Source organism: Paraburkholderia tropica (assembly GCF_914484835.1).
GTDB classification, from domain to species: Bacteria; Pseudomonadota; Gammaproteobacteria; order Burkholderiales; family Burkholderiaceae; genus Paraburkholderia; species Paraburkholderia tropica_A.
In genome coordinates, this window is the sequence record NZ_CAJZAR010000036.1 from 165,875 (window position 1) to 192,348 (window position 26,474).

The window sequence follows — 26,474 nt, forward strand, 5'->3', positions numbered from 1 at the left end:
CGCGAGCGGAATCCGCTCGCTTCCTGTTACGAGATTCCCGATACCGTCGGCGCGGATTGCGCGCCTTCGGCCGATGCGCCCGGTGCGCGCTCGTGTCCAATACGTCCCACGCGTCCCACGCGTCCCGGCGCGGTTTCGCGCAGCGCGGCCACGAGCAAGGCCGCCAGCAGCGCCGATACGATGCCGATCACGAACGGCGCACGCGCGCCGAGATGATCGGCGGCCGCGCCGCACACAATCGGCGCCACGCAGCCGCCCACGACTTCGCTGATGCCGATCACCCAACCGATCGCGCGATTGGCGAACGCGCCTTCGACCGACTCGGCGGGCACCGTCGCCAGCATCACGGGCATCACGCCCATGCCGAGCCACGCGACGAAAATGCCCGCGCAGAGGACCGCGAAATCGGCTTGCGCGAAGGCCACGACGGCGGGCGCGGCGCTGGCGAGAAGAAAGCCCAGCAGCAAGGTCGGCTTGCGGCCGAGACGGTCGGACAGCGCGGGCATCAACGCGCCGCCGACCACCGCGGCCAACCCGAGCGCGATCATGAAGCCGCTCATCTGGCCGTCGCTATAGCCGCGGCCCACGACGAGGTGCAGCGGGCCGAATACCATCACGCTGTAGAACGTGGTGAGAAAGAGGCAGGCCATCGCCGCGCACACCAGCACGTTGCGATTGGCGAGCGGGCGCTGCGCGCCGTCCGGCGTTGCGTCCGCGTCCGTGCGATGGAGTGCGCCCGACACGCGCTCCAGCGTGGGCTCCTTGACGTAGCGCCAGAGCACGAGCGCGAGTATCAGCCCCGGCACGCCCGTGAGATAGAACGCCGCGCGCCAGCCGTGTTCATGCGCGAGCGGAATGATGAGCGCCGGTCCCAGCAGCGAGCCGAATACACCGGCGGCGACCGCCTGGATGAAGCCCATATTGAAGCCCCGGCGGCGCGGCGTGGATTCGACCATCATGAGCGTCTGCACCACGGGCAGGACCGGGCCTTCGGCCACGCCCATCACACAGCGCGCGACGAGCAGCGAGAGAAAGCCCGCCGCCAGCCCCGAACTCACCGAGCTCAGCGAAAAGACAACGATGGCGACGACGAGCACGAGTTTCTTGATCGCATGACGATCGGCGAGCCGGCTGACCACGATGCCCGACGTCGCCCAGGTGAGCGACAGCGCCGCAGTCAGCGCGCCGATCTGCAAGCCGCTCAAGCCGAATTCGGCATGCAGCCAGGGCGTGAGGAAGTTGATCGCCAGCCGGTCAAAGAACAGCAGGCCATTGGTGACGAACAGCATCACCAGCAGCCGGTTTTCGTATCGTTGCATCGTTGTCTCCGCGTCTTGTGTTTTATGGCCGGATCGCGGGCGCTCGCCCGCGCCGGCTTAGACCGCCTCGTTGCGCACGGGATGCCGCAGCACGCCCACGCCGCCGACTTCCACTTCCAGCACGTCGCCGTCCTTCATCCACAGCGGCGGATTGCGTTTGCCGCCGATGCCGCCGGGCGTGCCCGTCGCGATCACGTCGCCCGGCTCCAGTTCGGTGAAGGTCGAGCAATAGGCGATCATTTCAGGAATGCTGAAGATCAGCAGATCGGTGCTCGAGCGCTGGACTTCCGCGCCGTTGAGCCGCGTCACGAGGCTGATATCGCTGCCGTCAGCGATCTCGTCGCGCGTGACCATCCACGGACCGAAGCCGCCCGACGCCATGAAGTTCTTGCCGGGCGTCCATTGCTGCGTATGACGCTGCCAGTCGCGAATCGTCGCGTCGCAATAGGCCGAGTAACCGGCCACGTGCTCCCACGCATCTTCCACCGCAATACGGCGGCCGCGCTTGCCGATCACCACCGCCACCTCGCCTTCGAAGTCCAGTTGCTCCGACTCGGGCGGACGCAGCAGCGCCTGGCCGTGACCGATCTGCGAGTTCGCGAAGCGGCCGAACACCATCGGCTTGGCGGTCACGTCGCGGCCCGTTTCCAGACGATGCTCGTGATACGCCACGCCGATACACAGAATCTTCGGCGGATTCGGAATGACCGGTTCGAAGGTCACGTCGTCGAGTTTGAGCGTGGGCGTCGCGCCCTTCGCGCATTCCTCGACCTGCGCAAGCGCACCGGCGTCGAGCGCGTCGCGCAGCGTCGGCCAGCGATTGCCGCTCAGCGCGCGGACATCGACAATGCCCTGTTCGGTGACGACACCCCAGCTCGAACGGCCGGCATGGGAAAAGCTCGACAGTTTCATCGTTGTTCCTTCAGAGTGCTCAAAAACGCCGCGATCGCGTGCTCGGCGAGTTGCGAATCGATATGCGGCGGCGCGCCCGCGACACCCACGGCGCCCACGCACAGACCGTCCACGAATACCGGCACGCCGCCTTCGATCGGCGTATGCGGCAGCTTCACCATCGAGAAACGCCCTTCATTCAGGGGCTTTTCGAAGAAAGTCGTCGGGTGACCGCCTTCCGCCGCGCTGCGGGCCTTGTCGAGCGCGCCTTCCGCGCTCATCAGCGGCGCGCCGTCCATGCGCGCGCCCGCTTGCAGATAGGTGGTGACGTCCACGACCATCACCGACACCGGCATCGACATGTCCGCGGCGCGCGCGCAGGCATGATCGACGAGTTGCTGCGCGTCCTTGAGACTCAGCGAGGGCTTGTTCAGCATGCGCGTTGCTCCTTGTCCGCCGATGTCGGCTCGTGCCGGATCTCTTCGAAAAAGCCTTCGACCACGCGGTTGTAGTGATCGGGTTCCTCGAAATACGACGAATGCCCCGACTCCGTGAACGTGTACGTGCGCGCGCCGGGAATGCAGCGCGCCGCCGCGAGGTGCGTTTCGCCGCCGATCAGGCGGTTCTGCACGCCGCCCATCACGAGCGTCGGCAAGCGATAGTCCGCGAAGTGCTCCGGCATGAGGCGCAGTTCTTCATCGGTGATGGTCGCGAGATTCACCTTCTGGTTCATGCGCGCGAGCATCTGGTAGAGCGCAATCAGATCGGCGTGCCGCGCGACGAAGCGCTCGCTGAAACCGAGGTCCTGCGGCGGCACGGCTTCACCGGCCGCCACGCGGCGAAAGCGCTCCGACACCTGTTCGAGCACCTTGTGATGCGGACCGTAAGCGGGCGTCGGAGAGCCCGAAAGTACGAGGCCGACGAAACGCTGCGGCTCGCGCACCGCGAGCGGCAGGCCCGACCACGCGCCCATCGACTGGCACACGACTTCGGCGGGCTCGGTCAATTCGGCGTCCATGAGGCGCGCGAGATCTTCGCTGAACTGGCGCGGATGAAACGTCGACGCGTCGCAGATCGAGCCGCCGAAGCCGCGCATGTCGAGACAAATCACGCGGCGCGTGTGCTGGAAATACGCGACCTGCTGAAAGAACACCGTCGAGTTCGCGCCAGCGCCGTGAACGAAAATCATCGGCGGCCCGTCGCCGACAACGTCATAGCGCAAACGCGCACCGGGTACATCAAGAAAAGGCATGATTCGATCCTCAGGCAAGCGGGCCCATGAAAGGCGGTTCGTACCAGGCCGCGCCACCGTGAACGATGTTTTGCGGCCACTGGTCGGGCGTAGCGGGAAATACAGGCGGTTGCGGCGCGAGACCCGAACGGTCGACGCGATCCATGCCGTAGAAAATCTGGATCGCGACCTGATCGGGGCCCTGGACCCAGAAACCGTAGTGAATGCCGGGCGTGAGTTCGCGCGGCAGATCGAGAATGCGCGCGCCACGTTCCTGCAGGAAGCGTCGCGCTTCGACGAGCTGCTGATAGCTCGCCACTGCGAAGCCGCAACCGGCGGCGAAGCCGTAAAGCTCGCGCAATTCACGCGGATAAAGCGCGAGCGTGTGGTGCTCGTCGTCGGCGCGCAGGAACACGCATTCCTTGCCGTGAACCTTCACGCGCTCGCTCACCTTGAGCCCCAGAATATCGCGGTAAAACGCGAGCGACGCTTCCATGTCCGCGACGTAAAGCGTGATGCGCGCGAGACGCGTCAGCTTGAACGGTTGCGGCATCAGCACGCCTTCGACTTCGTAGCGCGCTTCGCGTTGTTCGACGTTGCGATAGCCGTCGAGCGTGTCGCCGCGCGCGAGCGCCGTATCGACTTCCTGATACTCGGCGATCTGCGGCAGCGGCGGCGTGGTCGTGAAGGCGCGGTCGTACATCGACTCGGGCTTGCTGCGGCCGTCCCAGCCCACCTGCTCCATGCCGTAGAAGATCTCGTTGATATAGCCGTCGGGATCGTAGGCATAGGCGTGCCAGTTCGAGCCGGGCGCATCGCGGCCGACACGGCGCAGCTTCGCGTTCTTGTCGAGGAAATTCAGCCCTTCGACGACTTCGCGCAGACTGCCGACCTGCCAGGAAATCTGTCCGACGACCGAGCCTTTGCGATTCGGCTCGCGCGTATCGACGAGCATCTGGCTGCCGACCACCACCGTGTGATGATCGGCATTGCAGCGCAGGAAATAGCCGGTCGCATGTTCTTTCGGCAGACCGGGCACGCGCGACGAAAAGTCGTCCACATCGCTGATCGAGAGGCCGAGGCTGCGCGACAGAAACGCGACCGTGCCTTCGATGTCCGGCGAGTGATAACCGAAGTGCCCGATGCGCCGAATGCGGAAGGGTTGTTCGAGCGTCAGGCCGCCCACGTTGTAACTCATGCTGTGTTCCTCTTCATTAGCGTGTTCATGCAGCCGACGCGACTGCGCCCACGGCCTGATCAGCGTTCGTGCTGTACAGGCGCACGCCGAGATCGGCCACGAGCGCGTTCAACGCTTGCGCCTTCACCGCGCCAAATACATAGAAGTCCGGACGAATGATTGCGACTTCGGCATCGAGGTTGTCGAGGAACGCGCGATACGTGCCGTCGATATCTTCGAACGCGTGCGTGGAGGCCGCGTCGTCGAACACGCCCACTTTGCAGCCAAGGCGATCGAGCGTCGCGCGTGCTTCGTCGCTGAGATGCGCGGCCGGGTCCTTGAGGCACCAGAGCTGGAAGCCGCCGCCGAGGAACTCGTCGCCGCGGTCCTCGATGCCGTCGCGACCCAAGCGCCCTTGCGGCGTGAAGAGACCGCTGCCTGCCACTACGTTGCCGTGCGCGTCGCGATGCAGTACGCCACCGAGCAGCGCAGGCAGTTCGGGCGGATGCCCTTCGCCCTTCTCGCGCATGCCCTGATCGCGCGCGGCGGCCTGCGCCGCGTCCACGAGGTTGACGACGCGCGAGAGACGATCGGAGGCCATGACCAGCGTGGTCACGTGCGGCTCGCGTTCGACGCCATAGTCGTCGAGCAACGCGTCGCTGCTGCGGCCCGCGAGCACTTCGACGAGTTTCCAGCCGAGATTGCGTCCGTCACGAATCGCCGCGCAACCGCCCTGGCCCATGTACGGCGGCATCGTATGCGCCGCGTCGCCCGCGAGAAACACGCGGCCCGTGCGCCATTGCGAGGTGACGCGCGTGTGATAGTGATACACCACCTGACGCATGATGCGCACGTCCTCGGGGCCGAGTCCGTGCTGACGCGAAAGGAAGTCCCACGCGATGTCGGGCTGCGTCATCGCTTCGTCGGTCTCGCCTTCCATCACGCGGAATTCCAGCCGCAGGCGCCGCTTGCCGATCGGCATGTACATATGCGGGCGCGCCGGGTCCATATAGATCTTCAGCTTCGAGAATTCCTCGGGAATCGGGCGCAGGATTTCCGCGTCGAAATTGAGCCAGCGTTCGTGCAGGTCGTAGTCGCGCATCTCGATGCCGAGCGCGCTGCGCACGAAACTGCGCGCGCCATCGGTGCCGACCAGATACTTCGCGCGCACCGTGCGCGCGGCGTCGTGCTGCGCGCCGGACTCCTGCGTGAACGGCGCGATCGTCAGCGTGACGGCCTCGTCGTCTTGCGAGAGCGCGGTGGCTTCCCAGCCGCGCAGCACCTCGACGTTGAGCATCGTCGCCACCTTCGCGGCGATCGATCGCTCGAAATCGGGCTGAAACACCGACACCCGCGACGGCCATCCGCCCAGCAGGCCCGGATATTTCACGACCATCAGCGGCTCGCCCGCTGCATCGACAAAATGGCAGGCGTCCTGAACCGAGGTCTCGGCGAAGGCCATGTCCGTGTCGATGCCGGTCGCCTGCACGACACGGCAGACTTCGCCATCGAGCGTCGTGAGACGCGGCAGCGGATACGGCTGCGGCCAGCGCTCGATCACCAGCACGCGTGCGCCCGCTGCACCGAGCGTCGACGCGAGCACCTCACCCGCCGGCCCGTAGCCGACGACAGCAACGTCATAGTCCTCCGACCGGACATCGCTTTGGATCGCCTCAAGGTTGGCGACCGTCTCCTTGCTTTGATTCACTTACCTTCACCCTTCGTGTGTGACGACGAGTACGAAGGATATTTACGTCGACGACATTGATCAAAGCGGTTAGCAATATAATCGTCATCGTTTGAAATGATGATCGGAGACACAACATGACGACGCCACCGGCGACCAGGGTTAGTCCGCAGTCCGCGAGTGTGGACCCGGCGCGCATGCGCCTGGACCTGAATTTGATGCGAGTATTCGACGTCGTCATGACGGAGCGGCACGTCACGCGGGCCGCAGAAAGACTGGAAATCACGCAGTCGTCCGTGAGCAACGCGCTGAACCGGCTGCGCGAACTGTTTCAGGACCAGTTGTTCGTGAAGTCGGCGCGTGGCGTCAATCCCACGCCGCGCGCGCTCACGCTATGGCCCGCGATTCATCAGTCGATTGAGGACATTTACGATACGGTGCTGCCCACGGACTTCGATGCGCCGCACACCGCGCAGCGATTCCGCCTCTCGATGGGCGATCTTTCGGCGTCGCTGCTGTTGCCGCATCTTTATCGCGGCATCCACGACCTCGCGCCGGACGCGAGCGTGTTTGTGATCCCGCATGATCCGGCGACCGCCGGCCCTCGGCTGATGCGAGGCGAGATCGATTTCATCGTGAGCATCGAGCCGCCGAAAACGGCCGTGATTCACTCGATGCCGCTTTGGTCGGAGTCCTATGTAGTGGCGGGGCGGCGAGGTCATCCGCTGCTCAAGCAGCGCATTTCGCTCGCGCAATTCTGCGAGGCGCCACAATTGACGATCAATCTGCCAGGCGACGACGATTACCCGAGCCCGATCGACGATGCGCTCGCGAACCAGGACCTCACGCGCAATGTCTGCATGACAGTCAATCAGTTTTCGGTCGCCACGTCGATTCTGCTCGATTCGAATCTGATCGCCGCGCTGCCCGCGCGTTTCGCCATGACGGCGCGGGCGCGCGAACAGATCGACGTGTGTCCGTTGCCGTTCAAGGTGCCCGACATCGTGCTGAACCTGAGCTGGCATCAGCGCAGCAATACGCTGCCCGCACATCAGTGGTTCAAGCAGCGGCTGATCGAATCGGTCACGCAACTGAATGTGGACGCGGACCGCGGGCCCGCCTGACACGGCGAAACACGCTAGCGCACTTCGTCGATCACCGGGTGATAAAGCGTGCCGACGTTCGCGACTTCCACTTCGATGGAATCGCCCGGTTTCAGCGTGTTTTCGCTCGTTTCGAGACTCGCGCGCGGCCGCCCGCCGACGACCAGAATATCGCCGGGCGCAAGCGGCGTGAATGCCGAGCAGAAGGCGATCGTGTCGGCGATATCGCGTCGTAGATCGGCGCCCGGTTGGTAGTCGATTTCCGCGCCGTTCACGCGCGTCGTGAGATGGAAATCCGCCTCGTCGCCCGACGCGTCGCGCGTCGACATCCACGGACCGATGCCACAGGTCATGGGGAAATTCATCGCGATCGTCGACGGGCGACCGGCGCGCCGCCATTCCTGCACCGTGGTATCGCAGAACGGCGCGTAGCCCGCCACATACTCGCGCGCGAGCTCGCGCGGAATGCGCCGCCCCGCGCGCCCGATGATCACGGCCAGTCTGCCGCGCAATTCGAACTGGTCGGTATCCGCGGGCCGCACGATGGGTTCGCCGTGTCCGACCAGCGTGCCGGACAAGCGGATAAACACATCGCGTCGGGACATCAGCGGAAAGCGCTGCACGCCGATGGAATCGCTATCGCCGCATTCGGCGCACAGGATTTTGACCGCGTCGGGAATGACCGTTTGCAGCACGACGTCCTGCAACTGGAGCGACGGCGCGCCCACCTCGACAAGCTGATTCAACTGCGCCCCGGCCTGCACCGCAAGCGCGTGGCGCAGCGTCGGCCACTCGCCGCCCGATAGCCGTTTGAAGTCGTAGATCCCCGCATCCGTCAGCGCGCCCCAACTGCTCTCGCCCTTGTGTGTAAAGCTCACCAGCTTCATGCCGCCTGATCTCCCTGACCTCGGTGATGTCGGCTGGCGCGGCCGCGCGCTACACGTGGGACCGCGCCGACAGACTTTCGCTAGCGCAGCCTATTCGTGCGGAATGCGCCGGGCAACATAGTCAGGAATATGACGGTTATCAGCGGGAGAAATAATTCGCTTTTTAGTCTTTCCGCAATTCCCTTTCCGCTTCGATATTCAATTGCGTTGCGGCTTCGATCAGCCGCTGCTTCAACCACTGATGCGACGGCAAGGTATTGCTGCGCTGATGCCACGTGAGATAGAGCACGGCGTCGGGAATCGAAAAAGGCAAAGGCCGCGTTTCGATGATGCCGCGCGCGGAATACGTGAGCGCGAGTCGCGCAGGCAGCACGGCGATGAGATCCGATTCACGCAAAATGGGCGCGGCCACCGAAAACTGATTCACGGAGAAACGCACATCGCGCTTGAGGCCGCGATTCGCCAGCGCATCGTCGACGGGACTGGGCGCATCGTCCTCGCCGAGCACGTTCACCGCAAGCTGCGGACTTTCGCAAAACGACGCGAGCGAAATAGGCCGATCGAATAGCGGATGGCCCTTGCGACCCGCGATCAGATAAGACGTCGACCACAGCGGCATGCCCTGCACCACCGCCGCGCGAGGCGGTTCCAGCCCGATGGCGAAATCGACTTCGCCGCGCATGAGCCGCGCGCCGGCCATCGCCGGATCGTGAGGCACGAAGGACAGCCGCGTGTGCGCCGCATGCGAAGCCAGCACCCGGTAAAGGTGCGGAGCCAGCAACGCCGCGGACAGATCGCCGAGTGAAATGCGGAACCGCAGATCGGATTCGCTGACGTCCATATCGTCCATATGCGTGGCCGCGTGCAGTTCCTCCATCGCCTGATGCACGCGGGGCCACATGGCGAGCGCGCGCGGCGTGGGCATGACACCCTTCGGCGACTTGACGAACAACTGATCCTTGAACTGCGTGCGCAGCCGGTTCAGCGCGTTACTCACCGCCGACTGCGTCATCTCCAGGCGCTCGGCCGCGCGCGTGACGTGCCGCTCGGTCATCACCACGTCGAAGACGTTCAGCAGATTCAAATCGATTCGCTCCGCGGCGGCAGGCTCGCTGGAACGGGCCGCCCGCGCTTTCGTCTCCTTCACATCTTTCATTTCTATTCCTTAGTGATCACTTCGCGTGATGATATTAATATCGCGCACCGCTTTGATCAATGTCCACTCCACCTTCTACGCTTGCGTCATTCCAGCCACACAGGCGGAAGAAAACGCCCCTGAACGAGGGCGTAACGACATCACAAGAAAGGAGATGGAGACAGCATGAAGAAGTCTGCTGCGCGCCCGCGCGCGTATCCGCGTTGCCGCCTCAATACGATGCTGATGACGGGCACACTCGCCCTCGCAGCGAGCGATGCCTGCCATGCACAGGTCACGCTTTACGGCACGATCGACAATGGCATCACCTATATCTCGAACGTCGCCGGCGGCAAACAAATCGAAATGCAGCCCGGCATCATGTGGAAAAGCGGCTTCGGCGTCAGAGGCACAGAAGACCTCGGCGGCGGAAGCAGTTTTTTCTTCGACGTATCGCATAGTTTCAATGCGTCGAATGGCGCCGACTATGGTTACGGCCCGCAGATTGGCGTGCGCAACGACACCTGGGGCACGCTGACCATCGGCCAGTTGAACGACTTCATGTTTCAGTCGCTCACTCTCTCGCGCTGGGGGCCGGAACTCTACGCCATGCCGCCGTACAACAGTTCGGCCGGCCCCTTCTCCGGCTTCAACCTCGCGATGGGTTCGCTGGACTTCAACGGCGTGATCGGCTGGTATCTGTTCAATAACGCCGTCTCGTATCGCACGCCCGCAATCTACGGCCTTTCGCTCGGCGCGATGTATGCGTTCGGTAGCGAGCCGGGCCATGCGGGACGAGGCAATACGCAGAGCTTCGGCGCCGATTACTCGTGCGGTCCGCTGCAACTCGACGCCGCCTATACCTACACGCGCAATACCGACATCGTGAACGACGGCCAGGCATTGCGAAACTTCGGCTTCGGTGGACGCCTCGCTGTCGGCATCGGTTTTATCGACGCGCTTTATACCAACTCGCGCAATCCGAACAATGGCGCGGGCGCGCAGGTCGTGAGCGTCGGCGGCTTTTATCCGGCCACGCAAAACGTGACCTTGTCGCTGCACTACCAGTACAACTGGGGTAATGCCGTGCTGAACAGCAATCACGATCACCAGATTTCCGTCGGCGCGTTTTACGGGCTTTCTAAGCGCACCGATATCTATGCGATCGCGGTGTATCAGCGTGCAAGCGGTGTCGATGCGGTCGCGCGCATTGGCTTCCTGCCGGAGTCTTCATCGACCGACACGCAATCGCTGCTGCGTATCGGTATTACCCATCGCTTCTGAGCGCCAACACGTCAACACGCGCCATCGTCGCGACACACTATTCGCAAAGAGATTACTCATGAAAAACGTACTGCGTTTCTCGCTCCTGTGTTTGAGCCTCGGCATCGGCCTGCTGGCCGCCGACGCTGCACAGGCGCAACCGAAGAAGATCTGCAAAGTGGGCTGGCATCTCGATCCGAAGTCGGACCGCTGCCGTCCGCCGCGTCGCGGCCCCGCGCCGCCCGCGCGCATTCCGAGCCCGCCTGGGCCGCCGCGTGGGCGCGGCGCGAGTGAACCTGCCGCGCCAGCGGCGTCGGCCCCGCAGGTTTCTTCAAGACAGTGATGCGATGCTGATTTGAACCGCAGTCACTTTTTATCCGCCGGATCGTTGTACTGATCCGGCGGATAAAAATCGCCGCGCCATTCATTTCATTTGCGGATGAAGCAGACTGAAGTAAGCCGAAATGTTCGCAATATCTCCGTCACTCAACGGCGACGCCATCGCATTCATGATGACATTCTGGCGCGTATGGCCGTCGCGATACGCCCTAAGCGCTTCTTCGAGGTAATCGCTATTTTGGCCCGCGAGATTCGGCACACCGGGTATCTGCGCCATCCCATTCGTATTGTGACAAGCAAAGCAAACCGCCGCGCGCTGCTTTCCTGCATTCGCGTCGATACCGGGATTTTTTGCGTGGGCGTTCGCCATAGCAAGCGCCGCGACGCAAGCCAACCCGGCCGCGAAATAAGGGGTTTTCGTATCCAATGCCGATTACCTGGTTTAGTTAAAGCTGTCGCGCAGTGAAATCACCACACCGTAGGCGAGGAATGCCGTGATCCACACACCGAGCACGGACAACGCGCCGCGCGCGAGGTAGCGCACGAGCGGTTCGGCGGTATAACGCCCCGCCACGCGTCCCGATCGATACAGCAGCGTCAGATAAAAACCGCCCACCACGCCACCGATCCCTGCAAGCGTCAAAAAGAACAACAGCATCGACGGAGCGTCGGGATGAACCGTATAGCTGTGAATGTCGTAACCCAATGGCTTTAAATAGCGCATGCGGATGACTTCCCGCCAGACGGCGAGCAGTGAGACGATGCCGAAGTTGGCCACCATCGGCAGATAACCCTGCACGCTCGAACCAGGAAGCCGCATCCATGCGCCCATGATTGCGAGAGCGCCCACGATCGACCATCCGAGCGGTAGCAGTTCGAGACCCGACGCGGGCGGCAGGTCGAACTGCCAGGCCAGCATGGGCACGATCGAAAACAGAAAACCCCACTGCGCGATTTGCCGCCCGAGTTCCCGCGCGAAAACCAGATAGCGCGCATCACGATCGCCGCGCACGGAAAAGTAATGGGCGTAAGCAATCAGGAATACGCCGATGGCAGGCACGGAAAGCCCCATGATCAAGACATAGCGCGCCCATTCGATCGCATGCAGGGCCGCGCCACGCGTGTCCACGACACCACCGGGCGCGTACCAACTCATCCACTTTTCCGGCAACAACGCCTGATACGACAGCGCGTGCATGATGAGTCCGTCGACGCAAAATAACAGCAACGCGATCCATGCATAGCATCCCGCACGACGTTTCGCGTGCTCGTGATTCGATACGTAAAACACGTACCACGAGCAGTAGGCCACGAGCAGCGTGAAAATAAACGCCAGCGCCCAACGCCCGGACAAGACGTTCGACGTGTACCACTGCGGATCGTAGATGACCTGCGTGAACAAGAGCGGCGCGACACCGAGCACGATCAGCAGCGACACACCGACCTTCGCCACTTTGGTCATCGCCATCGAGAGACGCGTCCAATGCGCGCCGCGCGAACGCGAATGAAACGCGTAAATGGCGAGACCCGCCGCGCCCATCGACAGATGAACAAAGGCAATATGGAGCGCCCATGTAATCACCATCAGCGCCTGAAAGACGAACGGCGGCGCGGGAATCCCGGCGGGATCGCGCATCGCGTCCATGACTGCACCTATTTCCATGTTCTAGCGGCCGTTTTTATGATGTTGATCGATCAGGCGGTCGACATCTTTTCCTGCGTCGACAGCGGCGAGGTAGTGAGCGATGGCGCGAACCTCGGCATCCGGCAAGTCGATGCGCGGCATATACGGTTGCGTGCCGTGTCCGAGCGGCCCACGCAGGAATGCGGCAATCAGGTCTTCGTCGGTCGCGCGATGGAGTTTGTCGGGCAGACTGCGCAATGGTCCGCCCGGCTCCAGCGAATGGCAATTCGCACAGGCCAGCCGCGTCAGCAGACGCCCGGCTTCGAGCCGGTTCGCGTCGTCGATCACGCGCAGGCGATCCGGTATGAAGGGATGCAGCGCGAGCAGTCCATGCGCCGCGATCCGGTCCACTTCATCGTGAATGCCTCTTCCGGGCACATTCCGCGCGATGACCTGATTGCCGTAGATGTACTGGCCCGCCACGAAAGGCTTGCGCATCGATTCCCGCATGCGCTCCTCAGGCCACACGCCGGCCACCGCGATCAGCACGAACAGCGGCACCGCGAGCGAGGTGTAAACGCGCTGCGGAAACACCCAGCAAAACATCAGCCAACTCGCCGTGACGATAAACACCGCGAGCATTTCCCGACCGTAGACGGGCAGCAGATGCGTGTTGAGCATCACGATCGCGTTCTGCGGCAGCGTATGCAGATACGCGAAGAACATGAGCACGGCGATGGCGCCGCCACTCAGTCCCACCGGCGCCACGAGGCGAATGATTTCGCGCCGCTGCGCGCGGTCGCGCACGCGGCTCGCCAGCACCAGGCCGACAATCGCCGCCATGACGAGCATGCCGCCCGTCCGCACGCCAAGCTGGGCGAAGAAGTTCGGGCTGAAGAACGCGTCGGCGGCTCGGCCGGTTTCATACCAGATCGCGTTGCCCGGCCACATCATGAAGGACAGAATGCCGACGATCAGCAGCATCGTCGCCCACGACGCCATCGCGAACGTCCACGTGAGCATGAGGTGCGTTCGCGCATCCACCTTGTCGATCAGATAGACGAGCGCATATACGCCGATCACCTCGACGGTGAAATAGACCCATTCGCTGGCCCACACCCAGACGAAATTGTGGATGAGACCGCTCACGCCGCGCGGGCTCGCGACCGTGATGGCGTACCAGATTCCCGGCCCCGTAATCGAGCCGATGATGTACGAAAAGACCAGCAGAAAAGCGCCATAGCGCTTGATGAACGCCAGCAGCTCCGGCTTGTTTTGCCGGAATGCGCGTGTTTCCAGTAAGGCAAACAGAAACGACGCGCCCACGGACGTATGCGAGGCAACAACGTGAACGACACCAATGATGCCCATCATCCAGGCGGTGCCAATGCCCGGAATATAAAAAGTCGGATACATGCCCAGCATGCGGATCAGCTCTCAACGTTTCAGAATGGCGTCAGAAAACCAACGACGCGGTACGACGTGCGTCCGCACACGCACTCATCGATGACTCGATTTCAGATCGCACCGGCCTTCATTTGTTTGACGGCGTAATCCGCCGCGCGCGCCGTCAACGCCATATAGGTCAGCGACGGATTGACCGAACCCGACGAAGCCATCGCCGCGCCGTCGGTGACGAACAGATTCGGAATGTCGTGGCTCTGATTGAATCCGTTGAGAAACGACGTTCGCGGATCTCGCCCCATGCGCGCGCCGCCCATTTCGTGAATCGAACTGCCGGGTCGCCCCAGTTCCGGCGACGCGAACAACACGTCCCAGCCCATGAGACCCGCAAACTGCCGGGCTTCGTTCGTCGCGTGTTCCGCCAGCCGGTGTTCGTTGTCGGAGAATTCGAAATTAATATGAAGTTGCGCCATACCGTAGGCATCTTTTGCCGAACGCGACAAAGTCACGGCATTCGATTCGCGCGGCAGCGTTTCGATGAATCCGCCCATGAATATGATCCAGTCGCCCACGCCTTTCAGGTCTTTCTTCAACGCGATACCCAAACCCGGGCCATCGGCACCGCGCGTATAACCGCGCCGTGACACGCCACCCTGGAATGCATAGCCGCGCAGCAGACCGGCCTGTTTTTCAGTGACGTTCAGATAGCGCGGGATGATGAACGCGGCGGGACGGTTGATCGCGTAAGTTCGATCGTCGAAACCCTTGATGCGCGCGACGAAAGTCGTGGAGCCGTGGTCCATGATGTACTTCCCGAGCACGCCGCTGGAATTGCCCAGACCATTCGGAAAAGAATCACAGGCGGAGCGCAGCAAAATCCCGACCGAGTTGAACGCCGAAGCATTGAGAAATACCGCGCGCGCCGTGAGCTTTTTGCGCGAGCCATCGACCGCATTTAACAGGCTCACACCAGTCACGCGTTTCGACGTGGCATCGTAATCGACGCGTTCGACAATCTGGTCGGTCAGCAGCGTGAGATTGCCCGTGGCGCGCGCCGCCGGCAGCGTCGAACTCTGCGTGCTGAAGTACGCGCCATACGAGCAGCCGCGCGAACAGATGAGCCGCGCCTGGCACGGCGCACGGCCTTCCTTCGCTTCGCGCAGGTGCGCGATGCGGCCGATGATCAGTTGACGCCGCCCGTCGTAGTGTTCGGCCAGACGCTGTTTCAGCGCCAGTTCGGGCGCGGTCAGTCCGAACGGTGCCTGAAAGACGCCATTCGGCAAGCCCTCGACCTTGTCATTGGCGTCGCCCGACACGCCGATAAACGATTCGACATACGCATACCAGCGTTCGATGTCGCGATAACGAATCGGCCAGTCACTGCCGTTGCCATCCTTGAGATTGGCTTCGAAATCGTGGTCGTCGCGGCGAAAGACATGACGTCCCCACGTCAGCGAACGGCCGCCAAGCTGATAGCCGCGTCGCCACTGAAACGGCACGGGGCCGCTCGATTCATACGGATTCTGGCGGTCGTTGACCCAATGATCCTGGGTCCATTCGTTGAAGAAAAGCCCTTGCTGCTGCGGGTAATCGGCATTGAAGAGATTCTGATCGCCCATGCCCCGGAACGGCATCTCCCAAGGGGCCTTCATTTCATTGTGATAGTCGGCCTGATGCTCGATCATCTTGCCGCGCTCGATCAGCGCGACCTTGAGACCTTTTTCAGTCAGTTCCTTCGCGGCCCAACCACCGGAGATGCCCGATCCCACCACAATCACATCGAAGTCGTCACGCATGATCAAATCGTCCCAAACCAGTCGTTCAAATAGGCGCGGTCGCCCGCCTTATACGGAAGATCGGGCTGGAAGCCACCGGGGTCCAGCTCATAGCGCAATTCATGCGAGCCGCCGATCTCGGAGGTGTAGTAGCCGATCAGAATCAGGCGCTTCACGGTGGGCCATGCCTGCGCGCCGCTCGGTCGTCCGCCCTTGAAGCAGGCCTCGTCGTGGCGCGTGAGCACCTTGAGCTTTTCCGCAGTCGATAACGCGTCATAGCGGCCGCCCGCGGCGTGATCGAGTTCCGATGCCAGTTGCTCAAGCAGATCGGGTTTTGCGCCCGCGAGTCCGTGCTGGACCGCCAGACGCAGGAACTGGGGCACACCTGCGGACAACGCGCCGGGCGTATCCGTCTGCGGCAGGGCCTGATCGCAAACGAAGTCGACCAGCGAAGAAGCCGCTTCGGCGGGACGAACCGTGCCGACCAGCGTCCAGATGCCCGCTGCCGCTGCGGCAGCGCCGGCGCCGACAATGAGCCGCCGGCGTTTGGGATTGATGCTGCGTGTCTCCATCTCTTCCTTCGTTATCGTAGTTGCCTGCATTGCGGGGCGAGGCGCTCAGCCGCGTCGTACTTCGAATTGGCTGTCAAGCGCCGCGCGAGTCGATTAAGCAAGATGGCCCATACACCTGCTTCGAATCGGGCTTAGAATCGTCTTCGAATCTGCCTGCACGCATCAGGCGTAGTCGACCTGATGGCGGCTCACGCGCACACCGGTCAGCTCGTCGCGTACGCGCAGGTGCTCCGGATGCGTGGCATACGCCCGCAGTGCCTCCCGGCTATCGAACTCCGAATACAGCACGACATCGCAGGCGTAATCGACGCCGCTGAAATCGATGCCGATTTCAAGCTTGAGCAGACCCGGAATTTTTCCGTTGAGACCTTCAAATGCGAGCTTGACCCGCTTGGCGGCCGTCGCCTTCTCTTCGGGAGACTCGCCTTTCAGCTCCCACATCACGATGTGTCTAATTGCGCTCATACCTCGAATCGCCCATCAAGAATGGCTGCAGCAACGACGCTGCGCCGTGAGGGCAGCGTTGGCGTCGCGACAGCAGGTTTAAGCGACGAGTCCGAGAATCCGCCGATTTCGCGCGCTGTCCGCGTCGGCGCCCGCGAAGTCATCGAACGCGCGTTCCGTGACGCGAATGAGATGCTCGCGCACGAACGATGCGCCTTCGGCCGCGCCCGCTTCGGGATGCTTCAAACAGCATTCCCATTCGACAACCGCCCAACCGTCGTAGCCGTATTGAGTCAGGCTCGAAAAGATCGCCTTGAAGTCGATCGATCCGTCGCCGAGCGAGCGGAAACGGCCCGGCCTCGACAACCACGGCTGATAACCGCCATAGACACCGCTGCGCCCGTTCGGCCGATATTCGGCATCTTTCACATGAAACGCGCGAATACGGCTGTGGTAAATATCGATGAACGCGAGATAGTCCATCTGCTGAAGCAGCAGGTGGCTCGGATCGAACAGGATATTCGCGCGCGCATGCGCGCCGGTTGCATCCAGAAAGCGTTCGAACGTCACGCCATCGTGCAGATCCTCACCGGGATGGATTTCGAAACAGACATCCACGCCCGCTTCATCGAAGGCATTCAGGATCGGAAGCCAACGCTTGCCGAGTTCCGCGAAGGCTTCGTCGATGAGGCCAGCGGGCCGTTGCGGCCACGGGTAAAACAAATGCCACGCCAGCGCGCCGGAAAACGTCGCGTGCGCTTTCAGTTGAAGCTTGCGGCTTGCGGACGCGGCCAGGCGCAACTGTCGCTGCGCCCATTCGCGCCGCTCTTGCGGCTGCCCGCGCAGTTCCACAGGCGCGAAGTTGTCGAACAGCGCGTCATACGCCGGATGTGTGGCAATGAGTTGTCCCTGCAAATGCGTCGACAGTTCGCTGATCTGCAGCTTGTGCTGCGCGAGCGTCCCGCGAACTTCGTCGCAGTAATCCTGGCTGGTGCCCGCGAGTTCGAGATCGAATAGCCGACGGTCCCAGGTGGGAATCTGCACGGCCACGTATCCGAGCCCGCTCGCCCAGCGAGCCAATGATTCCAGCGAGTTGTACGGCGGCGTATCGCCCGCGAACTGCGCCAGAAAAATGCCCGGTCCCTTGATGGTTTGCATGCACGCTCCTCGTTTAATCCATCGCGACCCAGCCGCGTCCGTCGCGGCTCGCCGCCACTGCGACTTCCACGAAACGCATGCTGCGAACGCCCGCCTCGATGCCGTTGACGAGCCCACATTCATCGCTCGCGCCCGATGCTCGCGCGCGTATCGACGCTGCGAAGTCGCGATAGAGATTCGCGAAGGCCTCCAGATAGCCTTCGGGGTGCCCCGGCGGCAAACGGCACGCGCTCGCGGCGGACGCCGCCAGATACGATGCGCCCGCGTGGAAAATTTGCGTCGGCCGATCGGGCCAGGAAGCGCGCAACCGATTCGGCTCCTCCTGCTCCCAGGCCAGCGAACCCTTTTCGCCAAAGACACGAATCGCAAGTCCGTTACGCTCGCCAGCCGCGATCTGCGTCGTATGGATCACGCCGGGCGCGCCGCCTGAGAGGCGAACCAGGAGATTGCAGTCGTCGTCGAGACGGCGGCCTTCCACGATCGCCGAGAGGTCCGCGCAAAGCTTCACGACACGCTCGCCCGTGACAAACTCGACGAGATTGAAAGCGTGCACGCCGATATCGCCGATACAGCCGCCCATACCGGCGCGCGCCGGATCGGTGCGCCATGCCGCCTGCTTCTGCTCATCGGCTTCGATGGGCTGACTGAGCCACCCCTGCACATACTCGACGACGACCTTGCGGATGCGCCCCAGTTCGCCCGCCGCGCACATCGCGCGCGCCTGCCGGATCATCGGATAGCCCGTGTACGTATAGGTCAGCGCGTAAAGCCCATCGCTATCCGCCACGTGCTCGGCCAGTGCCTGCGCCTCGTCGAGCGTGGCGGTCGCGGGCTTGTCGCTGATGACGTGATAACCGCGCGCGAGTGCGGCCGCCGCAACCGGAAAATGCAGGTGATTCGGCGTGACGATCGCAACTAGGTCGGCCGGGTCCGTGCGCTCTCGCTCGCGGTCGAGCAATGTTTCGTAATCCGAATAAGCCCGCGCTGGATCGATGCCGTATTGCGCGGCGGCCTGCGCCGAACGTTCAGCGTTGCTGCTGAACGCGCCGGCGACCAGCTCGATTTGTCCATCGAGTTCCGCCGCGATCCGGTGAACGGGACCGATGAACGAACCGGGACCGCCGCCGACCATCGCGAGGCGCAATTTGCGCGTGTTTCCCGCCGATGCGAAGCTCATTTTGCGGCGGTCAATGTCGAGAGATAAGCGACCAGATCGCGGCGCGTTTTCTCGTCCGACACGGCGAAAGGCATCCGGTTGCCCGGATAAACCTTTGCGGGATCGGCGAGCCATGCGGCGAGCCGCTCCGGCGTCCACGTATCGTGAGACGCGGCGAGCGCGTTCGAATAGCGGAAGCCCGCCACGGAGCCGACGCGTCGGCCCGCGACGCCCGACAGCGACGGCCCCATGAGCGTCACGCCCGGCGCGACCGAGTGGCAGGCCGCACAGCGCGCAAATGCCGATTTGCCCGCCGCAACATCGCCCGGCTCGGCCTTCGCGGCTCCGGCCGCCAAAGCAACAACACACAGTACAACAGCCCGCAAACGCATAATTCCTCTCACTTCGGCATCCTGATTAAAAGCTCGCTATCGATCCGCACCGTGCACGCGATCAACCAACAATTAACTGACGATTAACCTGCGTGTTCGACTTCGTTCAGTCTGCCGAGTACACGCCGTGCAAGCGCGTGGTGGCGGCGCAGCTTGTCGAAGCCGTCCGAATCGGTCCACATATGGCCTTCATACTCACTCGACATGAAGCCGTTGTAACCGGCGTTGACGAAGATCGGCAGAATGCGGTCGTAGTCCACCGAGACTTCCGAACCGTCGTCGGCGAAATCGAAAAACTTCCCGTGAATATGCACGACCTGCGGCATGATTTCGCGCCACGCCTCGGGGTTCTGGCGTGAAAACAGCCCGAAAATAATGCTGATCTCGGTGATGAAGCGTTCGTTGGCACCGAGCGCCCGCGCCTCGGCCTGGAAACGGTCACGACGCGGATAGGCCTCGCCTTCGCCATTCCAGTGTTCGAGCGCAAGCTGGATCAGCGACTCGGGAATCTCCAGTTCGCGGAAATACTCGATGAAACTCGGCGGCACCGCACGCGCCGACGCGCCGAAGTCCGGGATAAAGCCGAGATACGGCGAGCCCACGCGCGCATACATTTCGCGGAACGCCAGCACATCGGGATGCTGCACATGATGCGGCGCGTGCAGTTCGAGACCCAGCTTGACACCGAGTTTTTCCGCGAGCGGAACGAGCCGTTCGATGACCTCGGGACCCGCGGGGTACTGATAGCGCACCACGGGGAAGCCAAGCTTCGCCGCCGCGTGAAGTTGACGCTCGTGGTACGTCACGAGTTCGTCAATGGTGAGATCGCGATCGCGCGACATGCGGAAGTCGGCGTTGATGCCGAGGCAGGACGGCTCAAGGCCCGTTTCTTCGATCAGCCCACGGAAGTGATCCGCAAATTCATCGCTGACGTTCGGGAATCCGCGGATGCTTTGAAAGCCGACGACTTCGAGCCCCGGACCGAGGTTCTCGGCCGCGACTTTGCGCACGAGTTCGTCGAACGTGTATTCGCGCGCGTGAAACTGCGTGGTGAGGCTATAGAGTGTCGTGCCCAGTCGCAGACCGGTGTTCTTGGTGCTCATCGTTTTCTCCTGCTGTCGATTAGTTCGCGACCAGGCGCTTTTCGGTTTTCGTGAGGCGGACCAGTCCCTTGATATAGGGCGGACGCACCGCGAGCGTGACGGCGACATCGTGCGCGCTGCCCTTCGCGATCGGCGCATGCTTGACGTTCAGCCACGCCGAGTCGAGCACGTACCACCACTGGTCGGTCAACGCACGGAGATCGTCGGGGCGCAGCGTCTGCCCTTCGAGTTCAAACGTCACATCGGCGAGATCAATCGTTTCGCCATCCAGAATAATTTCCGCAATGTCGACCGTGGACAACGGCAGCGAGCGATACCACGGCAAGCGCACATCGATTGCAAATCCGCTCTCCGTCGCGCGCAGACCGTTGTCGCTCACTACTCGGTTTTTCATCATGTTCGAAATTTTCCATTTACAGGTTGGGTTAGAGCGCCTTGGGCGCGCCCTCGCCGTGGATCGCGCGGCTTTCGCGCGATGCCGACTTCTCGTCGTAGCGATAAAAGGACAGGCAAACGACCTGCAGAACCATCAGCACGACCGGCGTGGCGTAGAACAGCCAGCCCACCACCGATGCCGCCTTCGCCGTGATGTCCGCGGGCTTGTATCCCGCCCAGCCCAATGCAAACGCGGTCAATGCCGTGCCCACCGCCATCCCGACCTTGATGCCGAAGCTGACGCTGGAGACGATGAGGCCGTCTGCGCGATTGCCGAACGCCGTTTCGTGCACCTCGACGGCATCGGCCATCATCACGAAGGTGGTCGCCGCCTGAATGCCGGTCACGATGTTCGAGAGCACGAATAGCGTGACGAACACGGTGGTGTGCGACTGGAACAGCGGCATGGCGAGCGTCAGCGCGATGGAGACGCCAATGGCGGCGATGTTGCCGATACGCTTGCTGAAGCGCTTGAAATACAGGCCCGCGAAGAATCCGCCGATCAGGATCGCCACGGAAAGCAGCGGCAGCAGCACGGAGATCATCCAGGGCGCGCGCAGCACGTCCTTCGTGAAGTACGCGACGCTCGACACGAGCACGCCCAGCTTGATGAAGATGAGCAGCGCCATCACGAACACGATGCGCCAGATCGGGTTGCGCAGCATCTGCGCGAGACTGAGCCGGACCGCGACGTGTTGAACCGGCGCTGCGGCCTGCGTGCGCTCCTTGCATTTGAAGAACACCAGAAAATACAGGGCGACGCTCAGCACGGCCATGATGACGGCTGCCACGGTGAAACCGTGTTGACGGTCGGCGCCGCCGATATAACCGACGATCGGCATCGTCAGGCCATAGACGAAGATCGAGGCAATCGACGTGCCCATCGAGCGAAAACTGCCGAGCTGATTCTTTTCAGCGGGATTGCGCGTCATCAGCGGCAACAAGGCGCTATAGGGAATGTAAAGCAGCGAATAGAGCAGGCCGAGCAGCGTGAGCGTGACATACGCGTAAGCCAGTTTACCGAGCGGCGAAAAGTCCGGTACCGTGAACGTCGCAATACAGAGGATGCCGAAAGGAATCGTCGCGTAGAGCAGATACGGACGCGCCCTGCCGAAGCGGCTCGATGTCCGGTCCACGGTGAGACCCACCAGCGGATCGAAAATGGCGTCGAGCACACGCGTGACGAGCATCAGTCCGCCGAGCGCGGCGACGGGCAGCATGGCGACGTCGCTGTAATAGAAAAGCAGAAAGCCCGTGACCATGTTCCAGGCGAGATTCGACGCGATCTCGCCCGCGCCGTAGCTCAGCTTCTCGCCCATGGAGAGGGTCGGCCGTCCGGCCGTCGTATTGGGAAGGGACAGATCCATGGTCGAAGGGCGCAGGTGCCTGAGCTCCCGCCGCGCCGTGTCTCCTGAGTGTTGTTGGGTATGGCAGGAGTCTACGGGCCGCCCTTTTCGTTGATCAACGAAGCGGGGGATATGACCGTCATCACCTGATGTGATGACGGCGGCATTCGTCTGGGGTTTCGAGCCGCGTGGGCGTATTCGAATGCAGCGTTTTGCGAGTCCCCAATCCGCCCTAAACTGAATGGAGGAAAGCCGCCGCCGCGATAAAGGGGGCAATCATGAACCGAACGTTTTACGCCTTATTGGCGGTCGTTCTGCTTGGCGCGAGTTTCAGCGCATTGGCGTCCCCGATCCGTATCGAATCGGGGACTTACGGTGCGAACTGCGGCGCGCGTCACGGCAATTCAACGCGCACGCTCGCGCTCCACTGTAACGCTCGCGAAACCTGCCGTTATCCGGTCGCTTCGCCTGAGCACACTTTCGACGCAAAAGCGTGCCGATCGGATTTTGTCGCTGAATGGTATTGCGGATCGGGCGAATTCCACCGCGCCGTCGTGAGGGCCGTGGCGAACGACGCAGGCACACTCGTGATGAGTTGCGAACAGCCCACCGGCGCGGGGAAATGACGACGGTTTATCAGCCGCCCTTCTTGAACGCCCGTCACAGGCGTTCACGGTCTACGGCCTTTTCGCCGTCAGGTACGCAATGCGTTCCGCGCCAAGCTGCTTGCCGCTTTCAAAAATCGCCCGCATGCGCACTTCGAGATACTCGCGCTCGCTCTGGGTAAATTCCGTCTTGAGGATCTCTTCCAGCGGCGGCGCCAAAGGATGAGGTGAGGTGCGGATAAACATGTCCCACGGAAGACTGTCCTCGGTCCGCACATCGATATGCAGTTCCAGATGAATGTCCGTGAATCCCGCATCCATCGCATAGCGAACCAGGTCGCGCTCCCCATAGTTCGTTATGGGCAGCGAACGCAGCTTGTCTTCCGTGTCGGGGAATTGTGCGGCCCGGCATCGCAGCAAAAGCGGAAAGAACGGATCACCGGCCTCGAACGCGCCTTCATCGACCAATCGCTTGAGCATGCAAACCTCAAGCGCTTCATCACGCAGAATCGGCTCCGCCATGGCGAAACGGCCGCCCGGTTTGAGAATGCGATAAAGCTCGCGCATTGCCGCGGGCTTGTCCGGCACATAGGCGAGCACCGCGCGCATCGTGGCCGCATCGACGGATGCATTGGCGATACCGTCCAGTTGCTCGGCGGACCCTTGAACGAAAGCACACTGCCCGCTGACACCGAGCTTTCGGGCGGTCTCTTCAGCATGCTCCAGCAACGGCGGTGAAATATCCGTCATGATCACGCTGATCGAAGCACCGGCGCGCTCGATTGCCCGAAATCCCACGAGACCATCCCCGGTGCCAATGTCGGCCAATGTCATACCGGGTTGGAGTCGAACGGAATCCAGCACACGGTCCGCGTATTTCGTAATCTCGACGCGAACGTTGCGCGCCTGCGCGCGATCGTCGCCGTGACGTTGCCGGAGAATCCAGGTGGACCAGTTATCGTGAGTAACGTTATTCGTGCGCGATGACAAGATTGATTTCCACGGGCAACCTGAGCGATCGGCGAGATACTAGCGACGTATCCTGATGTACGCCTTAACAAACACGACTTCCGGTCTGGATCGTTTTTTTAAAAAGCGCGCCGTTCCGTGCGCTTGCAGGTTGAATAAAAGACATTTTCATTCCAGCCATTTCATCCACGATTTCGATGGACTGGCACGCGGCTATTGTGAGTCGGCGTAGTGGAAATCAAACCGCAGCTTATGCAAGCCTTAAGGCCGCTCATTACCTGAAAATAAATACTTCTTAAGTATTGGAAAGGATTCTCCGATAAACCGTGCGCTGTTCACGGTTCATTCACCTTTTGGAGACCTTTCATGAGCATTGCCGCCATTTCCAGTCAACCCGCGTCCGTCGCGACGAGTACCGGAACGCAGCAGCAACAGGCGACGGCCGCCGCGCAACCGGCCAGCGCATCGCAGACGCAATCCAGCACGACGACGCAAAGTTCGACGCCATCGGCTTCTTATACGGTCAATATCAGCAGCATGGCGCGCGCAGCCTTTGCGGAAGCCACCGAATCCTCGGTGCAAACCGCACAGGAAGCCAACCATGGGGATCGTCAGGCGCAACGTCTGCTCGCAAAAGAGCAGGCCAACAAGATAGGTTGACGATCGGCGCGCGTCCCGGGCGGCTATTCCCGCGACCGTGACGCCTACGTGATCAGCTTGCACGTTGCACGCAAACCGCAACGTGCAAGCCACCAAAACACTCAACAAAGCACTCAACAAAGCACTACGCGAACACGGCAGTCCCCGCACACCGTTCTTCAACGCGCCGATCGCGATCCTCGAGAATCAACTCCGCCGCACGATAACCGAGCATCATCGCCGGACCGTTGGTGTTGCCCGAAGGCGGCGTCGGCATCGACGAGCAATCGACCACGCGCAGCCCGTCAACGCCATGCACGCGCAAGCGCGAATCGAGCACCGAATCTTCCGGCGCGCCCATGCGGCACGTGCCGGTCGCATGCACGCCGGGACTCACGAGCCACTGCAATGCCTGGAAGATCTCGTCGTCGCTCTGATACTGCGGGCCGGGCGTAACCTCGCGCACGATATACGGCGCGAGCGCGGATTGGGCCGCGAACTTGCGCATGAGACGCAGCATGTCGATCAGCAGCTTGCGGTCTTCAGGATCGCCCCACCAGTTCGCATCGACGAGCACCGGCTGCGCGATATCCGCCGACTGAATGGCGACGCTGCCACGGCTTTTCGGCCGCAAATAATAGCCATTGAGCGTGATTCCCGGCTGATCCTCCAACGCGCCACGGCCCGGATCGGCCTTGATTTCCTCGGACGAACGCATCGAAAACGGCCCCACGCCGAACTGCACGTCGGGCCAATGCGGCTCGGATCGCATCGACACCAGCGCGGTCAGTTCTGGCGACGTATAGGCCATGAGCCCGGTGCGCGTCGTGTAGTACTGCAGCACATGCCGCATCAAGCGCCAGCCGTGGAATTCGCGATTGAAGCCCGGATCGTTGCGCATGCGAAACGAAATCGAGAACATCGCGTGATCGACGAGATTGCGCCCGACGGCGGGCAGGTCTTTCACGACGTCGACACCCGCCTTCGCAAGCACATCCGCAGGACCGACGCCGGAAATCTGCAGGAGCTTCGGGCTCTGCAACACGCCCGCGCAGAGAATCACTTCGCGTCGCGCGCGCGCGAAGCCTGCTGTTTCGCCGACGCGATAACGCACGCCCGTGGCCCGCGTGCCCTCGAACACGATGCGCTCCGCAAGCGCGCCCGTGATCACCGTGAGATTGCGCCGGCGCATCGCAGGCTTGAGAAACGCGCGATACGCCGACGCGCGGCGGCCGCGCCGATCGACCGTCGCCTGCGTGTAGCCGATGCCCTGCGTATTCGGCGTGTTGATGTCGTCGAGCACGGGCAGGCCCATCTGGCGGCCCGCCTCGCGCGCGGCGTCGATCACCGGCGAGCGAAACGGCAACTCCGTCACCTGAAGCGGCCCGTTGCGGCCGCGCGAGCGATGACCGTGCCGGTAGCGGTAGTTTTCCATTTCGCCGAAACAGCGCTCCACTTCGCTCCACGACCACTCGCGCAAGCCCATTGCGTGCCACGCGTCGTAGTCGGCGGGCATGCCACGCAGATACCACGTGCCGTTGGTCGAACTCGATCCGCCGAGCCCGCGTCCATAAACCCACGTTTCATTCGCCGGGCGGTCCTTCTGCGCCTTCACGGGAAATTGCCAGAAGTACTGCGGATTGCCCCACATTTTCATGAACGCGCGCGGCATGCGCACGAGTTCGGATTCGTTATCGCCGCCCGCTTCGAGCAGCAGCACGCGGCTCTTGCCGTCGCGGCTCAGGCGATCGGCGAGCACGCTGCCCGACGATCCCGCGCCGACGATCACATAATCGAATTCACTGCTTTCGTTGCTCATC

Annotated in this window: 27 protein-coding genes; 5 read left to right on the forward strand and 22 right to left on the reverse strand. The window is 62.3% G+C overall.

What is annotated here, in order from left to right:
- Nucleotides 1-26: 26 nt before the first annotated feature.
- From LDO54_RS07900 to LDO54_RS07925, 6 genes are read right to left on the reverse strand one after another with little or no spacing between them, the layout of a single operon-like run.
- Nucleotides 27-1,319 carry an MFS transporter gene (locus LDO54_RS07900; protein ID WP_224008912.1) on the reverse strand — a complete coding sequence of 431 codons (1,293 nt, stop codon included), beginning with the start codon at nt 1,317-1,319 and terminating at the stop codon, nt 27-29.
- A 57-nt stretch (nt 1,320-1,376) separates the two neighbouring features.
- On the reverse strand, nt 1,377-2,231 hold the full coding sequence (locus tag LDO54_RS07905) for a fumarylacetoacetate hydrolase family protein (protein WP_224008914.1): 855 nt from the start codon (nt 2,229-2,231) through the stop codon (nt 1,377-1,379).
- On the reverse strand, nt 2,228-2,647 hold the full coding sequence (locus LDO54_RS07910; RefSeq protein ID WP_224008916.1) for a GlcG/HbpS family heme-binding protein: 420 nt from the start codon (nt 2,645-2,647) through the stop codon (nt 2,228-2,230). Before LDO54_RS07910 ends, LDO54_RS07905 begins: the two co-directional genes overlap by 4 nt.
- Nucleotides 2,641-3,462, reverse strand: a complete 822-nt coding sequence (locus LDO54_RS07915) for an alpha/beta fold hydrolase (RefSeq protein WP_224008918.1) — start codon at nt 3,460-3,462, stop codon at nt 2,641-2,643. Before LDO54_RS07915 ends, LDO54_RS07910 begins: the two co-directional genes overlap by 7 nt.
- A 10-nt stretch (nt 3,463-3,472) precedes the next feature.
- Complete coding sequence (locus LDO54_RS07920) at nt 3,473-4,639, reverse strand: VOC family protein (RefSeq protein ID WP_224008920.1); 1,167 nt, start codon at nt 4,637-4,639, stop codon at nt 3,473-3,475.
- A gap of 25 nt (nt 4,640-4,664) precedes the next feature.
- Complete coding sequence (locus LDO54_RS07925; protein ID WP_224008922.1) at nt 4,665-6,326, reverse strand: bifunctional 3-(3-hydroxy-phenyl)propionate/3-hydroxycinnamic acid hydroxylase; 1,662 nt, start codon at nt 6,324-6,326, stop codon at nt 4,665-4,667.
- A gap of 116 nt (nt 6,327-6,442) precedes the next feature.
- Here LDO54_RS07925 and LDO54_RS07930 point away from each other — a divergent pair, with 116 nt between their 5' ends.
- Nucleotides 6,443-7,429, forward strand: a complete 987-nt coding sequence (locus LDO54_RS07930; RefSeq protein WP_224008924.1) for a LysR family transcriptional regulator — start codon at nt 6,443-6,445, stop codon at nt 7,427-7,429.
- Nucleotides 7,430-7,443: 14 nt separating this feature from the next.
- Here the strand turns inward: LDO54_RS07930 and LDO54_RS07935 are convergent, their stop codons facing one another.
- Together LDO54_RS07935 and LDO54_RS07940 are read right to left on the reverse strand one after the other, a co-directional pair.
- Nucleotides 7,444-8,295 (reverse strand): fumarylacetoacetate hydrolase family protein, encoded by an 852-nt coding sequence (locus LDO54_RS07935; RefSeq protein ID WP_224008926.1) that lies wholly within the window; start codon nt 8,293-8,295, stop codon nt 7,444-7,446.
- 163 nt (nt 8,296-8,458) lie between these two features.
- Nucleotides 8,459-9,379: a LysR family transcriptional regulator gene (locus LDO54_RS07940; RefSeq protein ID WP_224008928.1), complete on the reverse strand. Its 921-nt coding sequence runs from the start codon at nt 9,377-9,379 to the stop codon at nt 8,459-8,461.
- 237 nt (nt 9,380-9,616) lie between these two features.
- On the opposite strand from LDO54_RS07940, the gene LDO54_RS07945 reads away from it, so the two are divergent.
- A complete protein-coding gene (locus tag LDO54_RS07945; RefSeq protein WP_224008930.1) occupies nt 9,617-10,714 on the forward strand; it encodes a porin in 1,098 nt (365 codons plus the stop codon).
- A 58-nt stretch (nt 10,715-10,772) separates the two neighbouring features.
- Complete coding sequence (locus LDO54_RS07950) at nt 10,773-11,036, forward strand: hypothetical protein (protein WP_224008932.1); 264 nt, start codon at nt 10,773-10,775, stop codon at nt 11,034-11,036.
- An 81-nt stretch (nt 11,037-11,117) separates the two neighbouring features.
- Here the strand turns inward: LDO54_RS07950 and LDO54_RS07955 are convergent, their stop codons facing one another.
- The 9 genes from LDO54_RS07955 to LDO54_RS07995 all read right to left on the reverse strand — a co-directional run bounded on the left by LDO54_RS07955 (nt 11,118) and on the right by LDO54_RS07995 (nt 19,425).
- Nucleotides 11,118-11,459 carry a c-type cytochrome gene (locus tag LDO54_RS07955; protein ID WP_224008934.1) on the reverse strand — a complete coding sequence of 114 codons (342 nt, stop codon included), beginning with the start codon at nt 11,457-11,459 and terminating at the stop codon, nt 11,118-11,120.
- 15 nt (nt 11,460-11,474) lie between these two features.
- Nucleotides 11,475-12,470 (reverse strand): hypothetical protein, encoded by a 996-nt coding sequence (locus tag LDO54_RS07960; RefSeq protein ID WP_224008936.1) that lies wholly within the window; start codon nt 12,468-12,470, stop codon nt 11,475-11,477.
- A gap of 228 nt (nt 12,471-12,698) precedes the next feature.
- Nucleotides 12,699-14,072, reverse strand: a complete 1,374-nt coding sequence (locus LDO54_RS07965) for a cytochrome ubiquinol oxidase subunit I (RefSeq protein WP_224008938.1) — start codon at nt 14,070-14,072, stop codon at nt 12,699-12,701.
- A 101-nt stretch (nt 14,073-14,173) separates the two neighbouring features.
- Nucleotides 14,174-15,856, reverse strand: a complete 1,683-nt coding sequence (locus tag LDO54_RS07970; RefSeq protein ID WP_224008939.1) for an FAD-dependent oxidoreductase — start codon at nt 15,854-15,856, stop codon at nt 14,174-14,176.
- Between the two features lie 2 nt (nt 15,857-15,858).
- Entirely contained in the window at nt 15,859-16,407 is a 549-nt protein-coding gene (locus tag LDO54_RS07975) for a gluconate 2-dehydrogenase subunit 3 family protein (RefSeq protein ID WP_224008941.1), read from the reverse strand.
- Nucleotides 16,408-16,569: 162 nt separating this feature from the next.
- The gene (locus tag LDO54_RS07980; RefSeq protein WP_224008943.1) at nt 16,570-16,872 is read right to left on the reverse strand and encodes a Dabb family protein; all 303 of its coding nucleotides are present in this window, start codon (nt 16,870-16,872) and stop codon (nt 16,570-16,572) included.
- A gap of 78 nt (nt 16,873-16,950) precedes the next feature.
- On the reverse strand, nt 16,951-18,009 hold the full coding sequence (locus LDO54_RS07985; protein ID WP_224008945.1) for a sugar phosphate isomerase/epimerase family protein: 1,059 nt from the start codon (nt 18,007-18,009) through the stop codon (nt 16,951-16,953).
- A 13-nt stretch (nt 18,010-18,022) separates the two neighbouring features.
- On the reverse strand, nt 18,023-19,186 hold the full coding sequence (locus LDO54_RS07990; RefSeq protein ID WP_224008947.1) for a Gfo/Idh/MocA family protein: 1,164 nt from the start codon (nt 19,184-19,186) through the stop codon (nt 18,023-18,025).
- Nucleotides 19,183-19,425 carry a c-type cytochrome gene (locus tag LDO54_RS07995; RefSeq protein WP_253074384.1) on the reverse strand — a complete coding sequence of 81 codons (243 nt, stop codon included), beginning with the start codon at nt 19,423-19,425 and terminating at the stop codon, nt 19,183-19,185. Before LDO54_RS07995 ends, LDO54_RS07990 begins: the two co-directional genes overlap by 4 nt.
- Nucleotides 19,426-19,440: 15 nt before the next feature.
- On the opposite strand from LDO54_RS07995, the gene LDO54_RS08000 reads away from it, so the two are divergent.
- Entirely contained in the window at nt 19,441-19,644 is a 204-nt protein-coding gene (locus LDO54_RS08000) for a hypothetical protein (RefSeq protein ID WP_224009072.1), read from the forward strand.
- Here LDO54_RS08000 and LDO54_RS08005 read toward each other — a convergent pair.
- The 4 genes from LDO54_RS08005 to LDO54_RS08020 all read right to left on the reverse strand — a co-directional run bounded on the left by LDO54_RS08005 (nt 19,641) and on the right by LDO54_RS08020 (nt 24,036).
- A complete protein-coding gene (locus tag LDO54_RS08005) occupies nt 19,641-20,660 on the reverse strand; it encodes a sugar phosphate isomerase/epimerase family protein (protein ID WP_224008950.1) in 1,020 nt (339 codons plus the stop codon). The two genes, LDO54_RS08000 and LDO54_RS08005, sit on opposite strands and share 4 nt — an antisense overlap.
- A gap of 19 nt (nt 20,661-20,679) precedes the next feature.
- Nucleotides 20,680-21,057 (reverse strand): C-glycoside deglycosidase beta subunit domain-containing protein, encoded by a 378-nt coding sequence (locus LDO54_RS08010; RefSeq protein WP_224008952.1) that lies wholly within the window; start codon nt 21,055-21,057, stop codon nt 20,680-20,682.
- Nucleotides 21,058-21,085: 28 nt separating this feature from the next.
- Nucleotides 21,086-22,462 carry an MFS transporter gene (locus LDO54_RS08015; RefSeq protein ID WP_224008954.1) on the reverse strand — a complete coding sequence of 459 codons (1,377 nt, stop codon included), beginning with the start codon at nt 22,460-22,462 and terminating at the stop codon, nt 21,086-21,088.
- Between the two features lie 656 nt (nt 22,463-23,118).
- Nucleotides 23,119-24,036, reverse strand: coding sequence for a class I SAM-dependent methyltransferase (locus tag LDO54_RS08020; RefSeq protein WP_224008956.1), 918 nt, complete (start codon nt 24,034-24,036; stop codon nt 23,119-23,121).
- Between the two features lie 345 nt (nt 24,037-24,381).
- On the opposite strand from LDO54_RS08020, the gene LDO54_RS08025 reads away from it, so the two are divergent.
- The gene (locus LDO54_RS08025) at nt 24,382-24,675 is read left to right on the forward strand and encodes a hypothetical protein (protein WP_224008959.1); all 294 of its coding nucleotides are present in this window, start codon (nt 24,382-24,384) and stop codon (nt 24,673-24,675) included.
- 124 nt (nt 24,676-24,799) lie between these two features.
- Here LDO54_RS08025 and LDO54_RS08030 read toward each other — a convergent pair whose 3' ends face one another.
- Nucleotides 24,800-26,473, reverse strand: coding sequence for a GMC family oxidoreductase (locus LDO54_RS08030; protein ID WP_224008961.1), 1,674 nt, complete (start codon nt 26,471-26,473; stop codon nt 24,800-24,802).
- Nucleotide 26,474 lies beyond the last annotated feature (1 nt).